Source organism: Flavobacterium sp., assembly GCF_004295795.1.
GTDB lineage: Bacteria > Bacteroidota > Bacteroidia > Flavobacteriales > Flavobacteriaceae > Flavobacterium.
Genome location: NZ_SEBR01000009.1, coordinates 88046 through 103481 on the forward strand (window position 1 = coordinate 88046; position 15436 = coordinate 103481).

The following is a 15436-nucleotide window of genomic DNA, read 5'->3' on the forward strand; positions in this document are numbered from 1 at the left end:
GTCAGATGATGGGACAGAATTGGATTTGCCGACAAAAAAGCGGAAAGAGTTGTCCTTCCGCCCTAAATAATGGTGCTGGTCTTTTATCGGACTTTGTTTTTCGGTCAAACTTCGGGTTTTTCCAAAAATCTGAAAATCCGCAAATCAAAAAGTTAGATCCTTTTAAATGCTCTCGTCGATTCGCGCTCGACCAAATGCGTCTCGACGACTTCGGTTTTATAGTGTTCTTCGGTTTCTTCTTCTTCGGATTCAAGGCGTTCGATGAGCATTTTCGCGGCTTTTCCGCCCATTTCGATTCCGTCCTGGCTCACGGTCGTGATGCTTGGGGACGAATATTTCGAGATGATTCCGTCAGTAAACCCGATAACCGAAATGTTGTTCGGAACGTCCAATCCGACCTTTTTGGCACCTTTTATCGCGGTCACGGCAAACAGTTCGTTTACGGCGAAAACCGCGTCGGGCTTGGTTTTGGAAATGAATTTCTCGATTGGTTCTGCACAATTGTCTATGTCCTCGATTCTCAGGATCAGATCTTCGTCCACATCGACATCATTTGTCCTTAGCGCTCTCAAATAGCCGTCAGTCCTCAGTTTTCCTACGCTCACATAGTCAACTGTCGTGATCAGCGCGATTTTCTGGAAGCCATTGTCGATCAGTCTTTGGGTGGAATCGTAGGCCGCGCGGCTGTCGTCGATGATGACTTTGTCGCACAAGATGTCGTTTGTGACGCGATCGAACATGACGACGGGCATTCCTTGGTTTATCACCTCTATAATATGGTGGAAATCGCCTTTCGATTGGGTTTCTTTCGAAAGCGACATGATGAAACCGTCGATCGATCCGTTGGCGAGCATTTCCATGTTGATGACTTCCTTGTCGAACGATTCGTCCGAAAGGCAAATGATGACGTTGTACCCGAATTCGTTGGCGACTTGCTCGATTCCACTGATCACAGTGGCAAAAAAGTGGTGGACGATTTCCGGAATTATGATCGCCAGGGTTTTGGTCTTTCGGTTTTTGAGGCTTAACGCGATGTTGTTTGGTTTGTAGTTATAGAGTTTCGCGAAAGCCTGGACTTTGAGGCGCGTGTCTTCGGAAATTTCGGGACTGTCGCGAAGCGATTTCGAGACCGTTGAAATGGACACATCCAGTTCTTTTGCGATTTGTTTAAGGGTGATCTTTCTTTTCATGTTAAGAAATTAGAAATTTTAATTTTCGGAAATTGGGGTTGGTGTATTTGTAAAAATGGCAATAAGGCCTTGTCAATGCTGTCATTATGGGAAAGTTTTCAACACGAAAACGTTTGCGCGAACCTTTCTGGTAGGGTGTTACGAAATCGTATGAGATTTTACTTAATTTTAACATTCGAAGTAGTGTACAAGCTAAACAAACAGATTTTTTAACTCAAACAAAATGTATGAAAACAATTTACAAAAAGTTGTTCATTTTCCTACTGCTTTTACCTTTTGGGGTACTTGCCCAAAGCGTTAAGGGAACGGTGAAAGAAAAGGCCACTGGCCAGCCGTTGCCCGGAGTAAACGTAGTAGTTCAGGGAACATCTAACGGTGTTTCTACCGATTTCGACGGTAATTATACCTTAAATAATGTAAAGAAAGGCGACAAAATCGTTTTTTCTTACATCGGATTTAAGGATTTGGTCGTCGATTACAACTCTCAAGCCGATATTTCCGTAAGTATGGAAGAAGATGCAAATCAACTTCAGGAAGTAGTGGTGCAAATCGGGTACGGTACTGTTAAGAAAAAGGACGCTTCGACCGCTGTTACGACCGTGACGGAAAAGGATTTCCAAAAAGGTCCTATCGTCGCTGCCGATCAGTTGATCCAAGGACGTGTGTCTGGTGTTCAGGTAACTACAGGCGGCGGTGCTCCGGGCGAAGGTTCGACAGTGCGCATCCGTAGCGGCTCGTCATTGAACGCCAATAACAATCCACTTTATATCATCGATGGAGTAGCTATCGAAACTGGTGGAGGTGGAGCGATTGGAGGTCGTAACCCATTGGCTTCGATCAATCAAAACGATATCGCCAGCATGACTATCCTTAAAGATGCGGCAGCTACCGCAATTTATGGGTCGAGAGCTTCCAATGGTGTCATTATCATCACGACCAAAAAAGGAAAGGCCGGAGATATGAAGGTTACTTACAACGGTAACTTTCAGGTGAGCCAAGTTTCTGAATATGTAAACGTGATGACAGCCAACCAATTTCGTTCGTTCGTGAACCAATACGGATCGGCTACCCAAATCGGTCTTTTGGGCAACGCTAACACAGATTGGCAAAAAGAAATTTACAGAACTGCAACTGGTACTGACCACAACGTGGCGGTTTCCGGTGGAACAGATTTGATCAATTATCGCGCCTCTGTCGGATACACTAACATGAACGGTATCTTGAGACAAGACAATTTCGAGCGTTCTACGATCGGTGTCGCAGTGATCGGTAATTTCTTCGACAAACATTTGCGCGTTGAAGTAAACAACAAATCGACGGTCAACCACAATGATTACAGTAACAGAGATGCGATCGGTGCGGCTGTAAGTTTTGATCCTACCCAGTCTATCTACTCAGGAAACGACAACTTCGGTGGCTATTTCCAATGGCTGCAGGCGGGCGGAACTTTCGAACCTAACGCGAACCGCAACCCGATTTCGATGTTGAAACAGAAGCACAACTTCGGAAACTTGTTCCGCAGTATCGGAAATGTTCAGGTCGACTACAAAATCCACGGTTTCGAGGAGTTGAAATTGGTCGCTAACGCCGGTTACGATTACGCAACAGGAAGAACTTACGGATCGACGGACGAAGATTATGTCGTTACCGGAGAGCAAGGTACATATTACGCAAACCGCGAGGAGAACAAGAACATTCTTATGGACTTGTATTTCAACTACAACAAGACATTCGAATCCATCAACACTAATCTTGACGTAACCGGAGGTTATACTTATCAGGATTTCAGATACAATCCGCAAAACTCATTTTTGGATGCCAACGACATCCTTCAATTCAGCGGAATTCCGACACGTTTGAACCTTCAATCGTTTTTTGGAAGAGCGCAATTTACGATTGCTGAGAAGTATACATTGTATGGGTCGATGAGAGCAGATGCTTCATCCCGCTTTACAGAAGACAACCGTTGGGGATATTTCCCATCTGCTTCTGCGGCTTGGCGCGTGAGCAACGAGAGTTTCCTCAAAGACAGCAAAGTTGTCAGCGATCTTAAACTTCGTGTCAGCTACGGTATTACAGGACAACAAGATACAGGTGAGCGTTATCCGTCTGTTCCGCTTTACACGACTTCATTTGGAGGAGCTTCTTATCAACTTGGCTACGATGCGGCAGGTAACCCTGTTTTCGTAGACACTTATAGCCCGAAGGCTTACAACCCGAATCTTAAGTGGGAAGAAACCACTACGTTCAACGTTGGTGTAGACTTCGGATTGTTCAACAATCGCTTGACAGGTACGGTAGATGCTTACAGAAGAAAGACCAAAGATTTGATTCAGTATGCTCAAAACCCACAAGGTGTAAACTTTGCGAACTTTGCATTCTACAATATCGGAGATCTTGAAAACAAAGGTCTTGAAATCGCTTTGGACGTTTATCCGGTCCGCAATGACAAAGTGACATGGAGAGTTGGTGGTAACGTTACTTTCCAATCTACGGAAATCACGAGTTTGAGCAATTCACCGGTTCCGTCATTCGACGGGTACGATCAGACTGCCGTAGCAGGAGGTACAGGGACTTTTATCCAAAATAACCAAGTTGGATTTGCACCTTATTCATTCTATGTAATGGAACAGGCTTACGACACTAACGGTGCTCCTATCTACAACCAATTCGTAGACCGTAATGGAGACGGAATCGTAAACGGAGACGACAGATATCGTTTCCACAAACCTGCCGCCGATGTATTCTACGGATTCAATACAGACGTGACTATCGGTAATTGGTGGTTCTCTTCAAGCTTCCGCGGAAGTGTTGGAAATTATATCTATGACAACATCAACTCGCAACGCGGTAACCTTTCGGTCCTGCCAGGAAACGGATTGTACCTCGTAAACGCGATGCCACAAGCTGCTACAACCAATTTCCCACAACCACAGTACCAATCTGATTTCTACATCCAGGATGCGTCTTACTTGAAATGGGATAACGTGACGCTAGGCTATACTTTTAAAGATGTATTTGAAAAAGGAAGCACGATGCGCTTGACGGGCGCTGTCCAGAATGTCCTTATGATTACAGGATACAAAGGGATTGATCCTGAGGTTACCAACGGAGTAGACAACAATCTTTACCCACGCCCAAGAACTTACACATTGGGTCTGAACATTAATTTCTAAAAAAAAGTTATGAAAAAAATTAGTATTAATCTGATGAGAGTAGGGGTTTTGGCCCTTTCCCTTTCATTGACTTCCTGTTTGGACGAGCTCGATCAGTCGAATCCGGCTACTAGCGACAGTCCATCGGTAGATCAGCTTTACAGCAATCCGGCGGCCTATAAGCAAACGCTTGCAAAATTGTATGCAGGATTGGCTACAACAGGTCAGCAAGGACCTGCCGGAAGTCCTGATATTTCCGGAATCGACGAAGGTGCAAGCCAGTACATTCGCGGTTATTGGCTAATGCAAGAGCTGACCACGGACGAAGCGGTGATCGGATGGAACGATAACACCATCAAAGATTTCCACTACCAGACTTGGGGTGCGGCAGACGGTTTCATCAATGCGACCTTCGCCCGTCTTGACTTCCAAATCAAGAACTGCAACGAGTTTTTGCGCCAAACTACAGATGAGAAAGTGGCTGCAAGAGGTGTTACCGACGCTACTTTGTTGGCAGACATCAAGACCTACAGAGCTGAAGCACGTTTCTTGAGAGCCTTGAGCTACTGGCATTTCCTCGATCTTTTCGGAGGTCGCGTAGGCTTGGTTACCGAAGACGATCCAACTTCATACTTTCTTCCTGAGCAAGTTACCGCTCAAGTGATGTATGACTTCATCGACAGCGAATTGACCGCAATCGATTCAGATCTGAAAGCGCCGCGTTCAAACGAATATCCTCGTGCAGACCAAGCGGCAGCATGGATGTTGAAAGCGAAATTGTACATGAACGCCAAACAATACATTGGTGTCGAGAAGTACGTTGAAGCAATGCCTCTTTTGACCAACATCATTGGTGCAGGCTTTACTTTGGCTGCTAATTACCAAGACTTGTTCTTGGCAGACAACGACCACAACGGTGCGCAGAACGAGACGATTTTCGCAGTGGCCTATGACGGTTTGAACACCAAAACTTATGGTGGAACGACTTTCTTGGTACACGCGCCAATCGGAGGATCGATGGTGCCTGCTGAATTTGGCGTGAATGGAGGCTGGGGCGGTGTCCGCACAACTTCGGCTTTTGTCAATAAATTCCCTAACGCTCTTACGGACAACGATTCCCGTTCGAATTTCCATTCAGAAGGACAAACGCTTATCATCAATGATATTGCCAACTTCACAGACGGTTATGCAATTGAAAAATGGAGAAACGTAGACATTAGCGGAAACGCCGGATCTGATGCAGCGGGAGATTTTCCGGACACAGATTTCATCATGTTCCGTCTGGCGGATGCTTACTTGATGTATGCTGAATGCGCAGTTCGCACAGGACAAGATGTTGCCGGAGGTGTAACTTATGTAAACAACGTTCGCGCACGTGCTTTCGGAAATGCTTCAGGAAGTGTTACAACAATCGACCTTAACTTCCTTTTGGATGAAAGAGCGCGCGAATTGCATTGGGAATGTCACCGTCGTACAGATTTGATCCGTTTCGGAAAATTTACGGGAGGTTCTTATTTGTGGCCTTGGAAAGGAAATACGCCAAACGGTTCTCCGACGCCAAGTTTCCGCAAGATTTTCCCAATCCCGTCTAACGCGATCGGAGCTAACCCAACCCTTACTCAAAACCCAGGATATTAATAAAATATAGCTAACAAGATGAAAACAATTAAAAATATTTTCGTGGCCATGATTGCGGTTCTTGCCGTATCGTGCTCGCAAGACGACGTTGAAAACAGACCAGTTGTCACTCCACTCGATGCTCCGGTTCTGACAGCTCCGGAAGAAGGAAACAGCTACACACTTAGCCCTGAAAACATGGAGTTGCTGGCAGAGCGTTTCGTTTGGAGCGCAGCTAATTTCGGGGAAGGCGTCATTCCTAGCTACGATGTCCAGATCGACTTCGCAGGCAATAATTTCGCATCTCCTCAAATCATAGGATCTACGAACGGATCCATGCAATTGGCCGCAACCACAAACGTGTTGAACACAGCACTTCTTAACTTGGGAGCGACACCTTTCGAGAGCGCCAACTTCGAAGTTCGCGTAAGAGCTTACGTTGGTCAGCAGGAAATCGTGAGTAACGTAGTTGAGATGATCATTTCTCCATACACGACAGAAGCTCCAAAAATGTACGTTGTTGGAAACTTCTTGGCCGCAAGCGGCTACGGAAGTGACTGGGATCCTGCTTCTGGCGTAATGATCGCGGCTCCGGCTTATGGAACAACAAACTTTGAAGGATTTGTCTACATGGCAAATGCTACTCCTGAGTTCAAGTTCCTTCCTACAAACACGTCTTTCGACGGAGATTACGGAGATGACGGATCATTCGCGGGAACTCTTGTACAAACCGGAGAATCCAACATCACGGTTGCTGCTCCAGGTTACTACTACGTAAAGGCTGACACGAATGCATTGACTTACTCGGTACAGCCTACCTCATGGGCGGTTACAGGTTCTGCGACACCTGCAGGATGGCCTGACGCTGGAGCCGGTATCAACGACTACGATATGACTTACGATCCGGCGTCTAAAAAATGGACGATTTCACTGGCTTTGACAGGCGGACAAAAAATCAAGTTCCGTGCAAACGACGATTGGGCTTTGAACTTTGGAGGAACAACAGATGGTTTGAGCTTCAACGGTCCGGACATCGACGTCGCTACCTCAGGAAACTACCTTATCACGCTAGACTTGAGCAATCCAAGAGCTTACACTTACTCGCTTACTGCGAACTAATTTTTAAAGTTTAACAAAAAGGGCTCTTTAACCGGAGCCCTTTTTTCACTTTTCAGACATGAAGAAAATCTATTATTTACTTATCTGGGCGATGGGATTGATGACGAGTACGGCGTTTTCCCAGGTAACAACAACTCCATCTCCGCCAGAAGCCAATGGGCCGGTCACGATCTTTTTCGACAAGGCAGGCACAGGATTGGCAACTTACACGGGAACCATTTACGCCCACACCGGACTTACGGTAAACAGCGCGACATGGCAAAACGTGATAGGAAGTTGGGGCAACAATACCACGCAACCCGCTTTGACATTAGTGTCGGGCACGACCTACAAATTGGAGATTACGCCAAACCTGTACCAATATTACGGGGCGAGCACATCCAGTTCCATTTCTCAAATTTCGGTAGTTTTCAGATCGGCCACCGGCGCGCAACAAACTTCCGATTTCTTTATTCCCGTCGGAGCATTCCAGGCAACCCTGACCGCTCCGGTCTTGAACAGCACCACGATCGTGAACTCGGGCGGAAGCCTTGCAATCGCGGCGAACAATACAAACGGTACGGCCACTTATACTTTGTTGGCGAACGGAACAAGTATCAACACGGCTACAACCGCGAATTATTCCTATACCGATACGAACATTACGTCGAACAAAAACTACGAATTGCAAATCACGCAAGGCGGAACAACACACACGCGCAGATTTTCTGCGGTGGTGAATCCCGGAACAGTTACCGCTTCGGTTCCCGCGGGCATGGTTGACGGAATCAATTACAACGCATCCGATGCCACAAAAGCCACTTTGGTACTCACGGCTCCGGGCAAAGATTTCGTTTACGTAGCAGGAAGTTTCAACCAGTGGAATCCGACATCGGCTTATGCCATGAAAAAAGACGGTTCCACCGGAAAATTCTGGCTGGAGCTTTCGAATTTGGCCCCGGGTCAATATGCTTACTATCAATATTGGGTTGTGGATGCCACGCCAACGACGAACTCTCCGGCATTCGTGAAAACGGCCGATCCTTATTCGACATTGGTTGTAAATTCTTACGACGATCCTTACATTCCGGCGGCGAATTATCCGAACATGCCGGTTTTTCCGACAGGACAAGATCGCGACGTCACGGTTTTGCAAACGGGACAAACGCCTTACAACTGGCAAGTCACCAATTTCACCAAGCCTAAAAAAGAAGATTTGGTGATCTATGAAGTCCTGATCCGCGATTTCGACGCAAACCGCAGCTACCAGAATCTCATCGACAGAATCCAGTATTTCAAGAACCTGAACATCAACGCGATCGAGCTTATGCCGGTCATGGAATTCGAAGGGAACGAAAGTTGGGGTTACAACACGTCCTTCCACATGGCGCTTGACAAATTCTACGGATCGGCTGCGAAGCTCAAAGAATTCGTAGACGTCGCGCACCAAAACGGAATCGCGGTAATCCTCGACGTCGCGTTGAACCACGCCTTCGGAAGAAACCCGATGGTTCGTATGTGGATGAAAGATCCGGACGGAGACGGCTGGGGCGATCCCGCTGCCGACAACCCATATTTCAACGAAGTGGCGAGACATTCTTACAGTGTAGGAAGTGACTTCAACCACGCATCGGCCTTGACCAAAGAATACGTGAAACGCGTCCAGAAGCAATGGATCCAGGAATTCCACATCGACGGTTTCCGTTGGGATTTGACAAAAGGATTCACGCAAAACTGTACGGCAGCTGACGAAAGTTGCACAAACGCCTACCAAGCTGACCGCGTTGCCATCCTAAAAGATTACGTCGACTATTCCTGGAGTCTCGATCCTACGCACTACGCGATTTTCGAGCACTTGGGAAGCGATTCCGAAGAACAGCAATGGGCAAATTACCGCCTGACCGAATCGCCTGCAAAAGGTGTGATGATGTGGGGCGAAATGTACTATCAGTACAGCCAGCTGATGAAAGGTTTCCCAACAGACGGTGACATTACCAGAGTCGGTCACGCTGCTCACGGATTCACGGGCAAACGCCTTATCGGATATCCGGAAAGCCACGACAAAGAGCGCATGATCTACGGAGCGATGACTTACGGAAACGGCGCAGGATCGAATCCGCCGCTTGGCAATTTGAACAATTCCCTAGGAAGAATGTCTTCGATTGGAGCGACCTCGCTTTTGGTTCCGGGTCCGAAAATGATCTGGCATTTCGCCGAATTGGGCTACGACGACTCGATTTACCTTTGCGGAAACGGAACGGTAAACGACGAATCTGCAACAATTGTAGGCGACTGTAAACTCGATACGAAAGTCCAGGAACAATGGACAAACAACTGGCTCGGAATAACCGAACGCGCGGCAATCTACAACAATTACAAGAAAATGATCGGACTCAAGATCCAGGAGCCGGTTTTCGAAGGTAATTACGCCATCAGCACTGACGGAAACAACATCCGCCAAAGAATCTACATTTACGACGACGCTTTGCCAACGACAGAGTTGAAGAACGTCGTGGTTTTGGCCAACTTTTCGGTAGCGGCACAAAACGTGAACCCTAGTTTTCCATACACGGGAACTTGGTATAACTTGATGGACAATACGTCGATTTCGGTGACGAACGCAACTGCCACGATCTCGATTCCGGCCGGACAATTCCGCGTTTACGGAAACAAAAACGTGACTTTGGCCACAGACGAGTTCGACACCTTGAAAGATGTGGTGCTTTTCCCGAATCCGGCAAACGACGCTTTCGGAATCACCGCTGACGCAGAATTGGTGCAGATCTATTCGGTCACAGGCCAATTGGTCAAAACGTTCCAACGTCAGGCAATGGGTTACCTTTACTCGGTAAATGATTTGAACAGAGGAATTTATCTGGTAAAAATTACCGATTCCAACAAAAGGGAGAAGACCATGAAACTGGTCAAACAATAAATAATTTCGAGTTAGTTTTAAGTTAAGTTCAAGGCCTTTCTTCGCGAGAGGCCTTTTTTTATTTCTTAAAGCTAACCAAAAGCCGAAACGATTTTTTTAACATTTGGCTATATTTGGTCTATGAACGCGCGAATCAAAACCATAGTACTCAAAAGCCTGAAATGGCTAGGAATAGGAATCGCATCGATTTTGTTGCTGCTGTTTCTTATCCCGATTTTGTTTCCGGGACAATTGGCCGATCAGGTCAAAGCCTTCGCCAACAAAAAGCTCAAGGGCGAACTCAATTTCACCGAAGCCAACATTTCGTTTTTCAACCATTTTCCGTCTTTGACCGTGACTTTGGAAGATTTCTCGCTCAAAGGTTCGGCTCCGTTCGAGAAAGATACTTTGCTTGCCGCCGATGAAGTTTCGTTCGGGATCAACCTCAAGCGACTCATTTTCGACAGCCAGATCAGCATTGACGAGATTTATGTCGACAATTCGGTCGTGAATGTCATGGTGAATAAAGCCGGACAGGCGAATTACAACGTTTATGTGTCCGAAGACAAAGAACCAGATCTGGACACGGTTTCAAATACGTCACTCCGTCTGGATCGCATCGACATTTCGCATTGCCGACTCAAATATGACGATCAATCGGCGGGAATTTTGGTTTCCGCCCAAGATTTCAACTACCTGGGAAAGGGAAATTTCGACCAGAACGTTTTCGATCTTGAAACCGATGCCGACATCAAGAACTTCGATTTCGTCTACAACGGCGAACCTTATCTGCAAAAGAAAAACGTGAGTGCCGAACTCGTGACACGCATCAACACCAATGCCTTGACATTCGCTTTCCAGAGAAATGACCTCAAGATCAACCAACTTCCGATTGATTTTAAAGGCGAACTTGCGATTCTCAAAAGCGGTTATGTGATCGATGTGCGCGTTTCGAGTATGGGAAGCAATCTCAAGGATTTGTTCACGGCGCTTCCGCCTGAATACGTGACTTGGCTCGAAAGTTCGAAAGTCAAGGGCGACATCGATTTGCTTTTGATGTTCAAAGGCCGATACGACGCCGCCACGAAGCGTCAGCCATCGCTTTCGTTCAACACGAGAATCACCGACGGTTATATCGAATACAAAGACGCGCCTTTCCCGACTTCTGACATCGATCTCGATTTTGCGGCAGTGCTTCCGGCGTTGAACACCGACAGTTTGTCGATCAAACTCAATTCGCTTAGGTTCAAGCTCGGAAAGGAATATTTCAAGGCGTTCGTCGAAACCAAAGGGCTTGACAATATGTTGGTCAAAGCCGATATAAAAGGAAAACTCGACCTCGAGGCACTCGACAAATCGCTTGGTCTGAGCAATCTCGACATGAAAGGAAAACTCGATGTAAACGTCGAATCGAACGGCTATTACAATGCCGCGAAACGTCTTTTCCCGAAAACGAAAGGTCGCGTATTGTTGCAAAATGCGTGGTTGAAAACCGAATATTATCCAAATCCCATTTCCGATATCAATTTCGACATAAACGCGTTGAACAACGACGGAACGCTAAACGGAACGACAGTGGTGATCAAACCCGCGAATTTCACGTTCGAAGGCAATCCTTTCCATCTTGACGCCCGCGTTTCCAATCTCGACGACGTGATTTATGACGTGAAGGCGAAGGGCGTGATCGACATCGGGAAAATCTATAAGGTTTTCAGGCAAAAAGGCGTCGATGTAACTGGTTTTATCAAGTCGGATGTTCGGTTGAAAGGCCGACAAAGTTATGCCACGACCGGAAAATACTCGAAACTCGATAACTCCGGAACGCTTCTTATCCGCGACATAAAAGCGTCGATGGAAACGTTTCCGAAACCGTTTTTCATAAGCGAAGGCAGTTTTGTGTTCGACCGCGAAAAGATGAATTTCAAGAAGTTTCTGGCCACTTACGGACAATCTGATTTTGCGCTTAACGGAAAACTCATCAACGCCATCAATTATTTGTTCGAGAAACGCGGCACATTGCACGGCGATTTCAAGCTCGATTCGAAATACGTGAACGTAAACGAATTCATGGCTTTGGAATCTGGAACGAATACCGATAAAAAACCCGAGATCGAAGCCGAGAAAAAGGCAAGTCCGCAGGCCTCGGGCGTGATTGTCGTTCCTACGAACCTCGACGTTTTCCTTACGACGAACATTAACAAAGTTACTTACGACAAATTCAATCTCGAGAACATCGAAGGCACGGTCGGCGTGAGCAAAGGACAGGTTTTGTTCAAAGGCACGCAACTCGATATCATTGGTGCGACATTGAATCTCGACGGAATGTACGACGACGCATCACCCAAAAAAGCCGGTTTCGATTTGCGTTTCCGGGCGCGCAATTTCGACGTGAAACGCGCGTTCAACGAAATCGAGATGTTCAAGGAACTGGCGACTTCTGCGGGAAAAGCCGAAGGAATCATTTCGGTCGATTACAAACTCAACGGTGAACTCGATGCCAACATGAATCCGGTTTATCCATCGCTTGAAGGCGGCGGCGTGGTGACTTTGAAGGCGATAAAAATCCGCGGGCTCAAGATGTTCGGAAGCATTTCTGACAAAACCGGCTCTGACGGACTCAACGATCCCGATTTATCGCGTGTCGACATTAAAACCAACATCAAGAACAATGTAATCGAAGTCGAAAGAACGCGCATGAAAGTTGCCGTTTTCCGACTCCGATTCGAGGGAAAAACGAGCTTCGACGGACAATTGGCGTTGCGGATGCGACTTGGTTTGCCGCCGTTCGGACTCGTCGGAATCCCGATAGCGATCACCGGAACACACGAAGATCCAAAGGTGAAAGTGTTCAGCAAAACCACCGAAGCTGTCAAGGAAACGCCGTTCAAAGGAAACAAAACCATCGACGATTCCAAGGGAAATGCGACGCCGGCCAAGACTTTGGTAGATAAAAAAGAAGCGTCCGACGAAAAGGAAAAGTCCAAAGACGAGAAAAAATCCGACGCTAAAAAAGAGGAGGACAAAAAGAAATCCGATGCTAAAAAATCCGAAGACAAGCAATAGTCGTTTCGATAGCAAATAACAGACAACAAACCGAAAGCCACCAAAAAAGCTTTCGGTTTTTTTGTGTCGGATCAACCGCAGATTCAGGAATTTATGTGGCGAACCGGAATAAAATTCGCGAATTTGCGGTTTAAATAGGTTTGGAAATTTGACGCGAGAGAAACTTGAATCAGTCATGCATTTGTGCATTCGTAGCTTGATTATTTTGGCCACGAATGCACGAATAAAAATCAGCCGCGAATTCATGTGACGAACCGAAAGCAAATTCGCGAATTCGCGGTTAAAATCGGTTTGGAAATTAATTATTTTGGGCCACGAATACACGAATACACGAATAGAGAGTAGCCGCGAATTCGCCAATTCATGTGATGAACCGGAATAAAATTCGCGAATTCGCGGTTTAAATAGGTTTGGAAATTTGACGCGAGAGAAACTTGAATCAGTCATGCATTTGTACATTCGTGGCTTGATTATTTTGGCCACGAATGCACGAATAAAAATCAGCCGCGAATTCATGTGACGAACCGAAAGCAAATTCGCGAATTCGCGGATAAAATCGGTTTGAAAAGTTGAGGCGAGAGAAACTTGAATCAGTCATGCATTCGTGCATTCGTGGCTTAATTATTCCAGCCACGAATGCACGAATAAAAAATTAGCCGCGAATTCGCGAATTCATGTGACGAGCCGAGAAAAAACTCGTGATTTAAAGGCAAAACAAGGATCATCCGAAGCAAATATCCGAGGCAAAAAAAATCAACCTAGTTTTTCAGAAACCATGATTTTCTTCAAACCCTCGGCGATCGACTTCCAGAACATATTGTAAAACGATTTGTCTTTTTCGCGTTCTACCTCGATTTCAGTGCGTTTCACCTTTTCCTTGGTGTCGTTTTTCACGAAAAGATTCGCGACGCCAGACAGAAATCTGTTCTTTTTCTTGCGGTCGTTTTTCTGGAAAACCGTCACTTTAAGATCATCGTAATTGATTCCGAAAGTCCCTTTCGAGCCGTTGTCGTTTCCGCGAAAATCAAAATAAACCTCGTCCAGAATGCCTTTCGCGCTAAAGTTCATATAAGGTTTGCTGAATTGCTCCAGGCGCTCGACCGGAAAACTCAAAATGCTTCCCTTGATGTGAAAGCCGTCCGATTTATCGAGCACATTCAGCGTCCAATTTGCTTTGAGCGGCGCTACGTCCATGAATTTGGCGTCTATCAGAATTTGTACATCGGGTAACTTTTTCTGTTCGAATCCGCTGTAAACGTGCAATGCCGTAAGATTAAACGGGCTCCAACGCAATTTTCCGGGCGCGACGTCGTTGTTCTGTTCTTCGTATTCGAGAACCGAATTCCGAACGGCCAAAGTATCGACGCGCAAATCGAAATTCATGTCGCGCAACAAGGCGTTGTAAAGTTTTTTCTTGCGCAGATCGTCGGTTTTGCGCTTGTCGCGGTAAATGTTCGCATTCACGCGATCAAGTCTGACAGTTTTGGAGTGCACGAACAAAGTGTCGTCTTCGCGAAATCCCCACGAAAGTTGTTCAAGACTCAATTTGTCGACTTTTATGTTGTACATATCGCGTTCGGAATCGATGGATTTCAAGAAATTGACCCGGCTCATGTCGCACAGATATTCGAGTTTGTCGACAGAAAAACCAGCATTCGTAGTACTGATTTTTCCGCATCTCACGTGATATTGCAAATTGGGTTTGTAGAAAACGCTGTCGCAGGAAAACGCGTAAGTTTTATACGAAAACGGCACTTTCCGCTTGAGTTGTTTGTCGTTTATGCCGATTCCGGTGAGTTCAGCCGAGATATTGTTGGCGCGCAGCATCGGTTTTTCGTTCTTCGGATACAAAATCGTAACGTCGCCATTGTTCAGTTTTACTTCGGATACATTGATAATGTTCTCAAAAGGCTTCACGACATCCGAACTCAAACTTTTCGAGTAATTGATTTTTGAGTCGTCTTTCTTGTAAAGCGTTACTGTCGGCTTGTTCACGACGATTGCCGAAGCTTTTATCCTATCCGAAACAAGCAAACTCCAAATGCTGAAATGTTGCACTTCGATCGATTTCACCGTCGCGTAAATACCTTGTTTGTGAAGCGTGTCCTTTAGTGCGGCCTTTGGAACGACGGTAATGTCCGAAGCTTTTATCGTGGCCGTGAGCAACGAAACGTGCAGGTTTTTGTAAGTGATGAAATAGGGCGATTTGTTCTTTTCGTTGATGATTTTCGGCAGTTCGTTGTTCACCCAATAGTAGTTGAAGTAAAGTCCGAAGGCGGAAATTACGAGGATTAGCGCGCCAAAACTGATGAGAAATCTCTTGAGCCATTTGTTCATACAATTAAATTAATCAATAATGCCGACAGGTTTGGGACATTGTGATATTTTTACGAAAATGA

General features: G+C 46.1%; 7 protein-coding genes. 5 read left to right on the forward strand and 2 right to left on the reverse strand.

Translation table 11 applies throughout. From position 1 onward, the window contains the following. Positions 1-152: 152 nt before the first annotated feature. Complete coding sequence (locus EOO49_RS09515) at positions 153-1190, reverse strand: LacI family DNA-binding transcriptional regulator (protein WP_290845028.1); 1038 nt, start codon at positions 1188-1190, stop codon at positions 153-155. Between the two features lie 227 nt (positions 1191-1417). Here EOO49_RS09515 and EOO49_RS09520 point away from each other — a divergent pair, with 227 nt between their 5' ends. The 5 genes from EOO49_RS09520 (at position 1418) to EOO49_RS09540 (ending at position 13037) form a co-directional block, all read left to right on the forward strand. Further along, on the forward strand, positions 1418-4366 hold the full coding sequence (locus EOO49_RS09520) for a TonB-dependent receptor (protein ID WP_290845030.1): 2949 nt from the start codon (positions 1418-1420) through the stop codon (positions 4364-4366). Between the two features lie 9 nt (positions 4367-4375). Next, the gene (locus tag EOO49_RS09525; RefSeq protein WP_290845032.1) at positions 4376-5983 is read left to right on the forward strand and encodes a RagB/SusD family nutrient uptake outer membrane protein; all 1608 of its coding nucleotides are present in this window, start codon (positions 4376-4378) and stop codon (positions 5981-5983) included. Positions 5984-6001: 18 nt separating this feature from the next. Next, a complete protein-coding gene (locus EOO49_RS09530; protein ID WP_290845034.1) occupies positions 6002-7081 on the forward strand; it encodes a SusE domain-containing protein in 1080 nt (359 codons plus the stop codon). A gap of 58 nt (positions 7082-7139) precedes the next feature. Then, the gene (locus EOO49_RS09535) at positions 7140-9995 is read left to right on the forward strand and encodes an alpha-amylase family glycosyl hydrolase (protein WP_290845036.1); all 2856 of its coding nucleotides are present in this window, start codon (positions 7140-7142) and stop codon (positions 9993-9995) included. Between the two features lie 120 nt (positions 9996-10115). Then, on the forward strand, positions 10116-13037 hold the full coding sequence (locus EOO49_RS09540; RefSeq protein WP_290845039.1) for an AsmA-like C-terminal region-containing protein: 2922 nt from the start codon (positions 10116-10118) through the stop codon (positions 13035-13037). 753 nt (positions 13038-13790) lie between these two features. Here the strand turns inward: EOO49_RS09540 and EOO49_RS09545 are convergent. Next, positions 13791-15374, reverse strand: coding sequence for a hypothetical protein (locus tag EOO49_RS09545; protein WP_290845041.1), 1584 nt, complete (start codon positions 15372-15374; stop codon positions 13791-13793). Between the last annotated feature and the right edge of the window lie 62 nt (positions 15375-15436).

What these genes read in the sequence shown, in the direction of transcription:
- EOO49_RS09525 (WP_290845032.1), top strand. Translation starts at nt 4,376, where the DNA reads ATGAAAAAAATTAGTATTAATCTGATGAGAGTAGGGGTTTTGGCCCTT.
- EOO49_RS09540 (WP_290845039.1), top strand. Translation starts at nt 10,116, where the DNA reads ATGAACGCGCGAATCAAAACCATAGTACTCAAAAGCCTGAAATGGCTA.
- EOO49_RS09530 (WP_290845034.1), top strand. Translation starts at nt 6,002, where the DNA reads ATGAAAACAATTAAAAATATTTTCGTGGCCATGATTGCGGTTCTTGCC.
- EOO49_RS09535 (WP_290845036.1), top strand. Translation starts at nt 7,140, where the DNA reads ATGAAGAAAATCTATTATTTACTTATCTGGGCGATGGGATTGATGACG.
- EOO49_RS09545 (WP_290845041.1), bottom strand. Translation starts at nt 15,374, where the DNA reads ATGAACAAATGGCTCAAGAGATTTCTCATCAGTTTTGGCGCGCTAATC.
- EOO49_RS09515 (WP_290845028.1), bottom strand. Translation starts at nt 1,190, where the DNA reads ATGAAAAGAAAGATCACCCTTAAACAAATCGCAAAAGAACTGGATGTG.
- EOO49_RS09520 (WP_290845030.1), top strand. Translation starts at nt 1,418, where the DNA reads ATGAAAACAATTTACAAAAAGTTGTTCATTTTCCTACTGCTTTTACCT.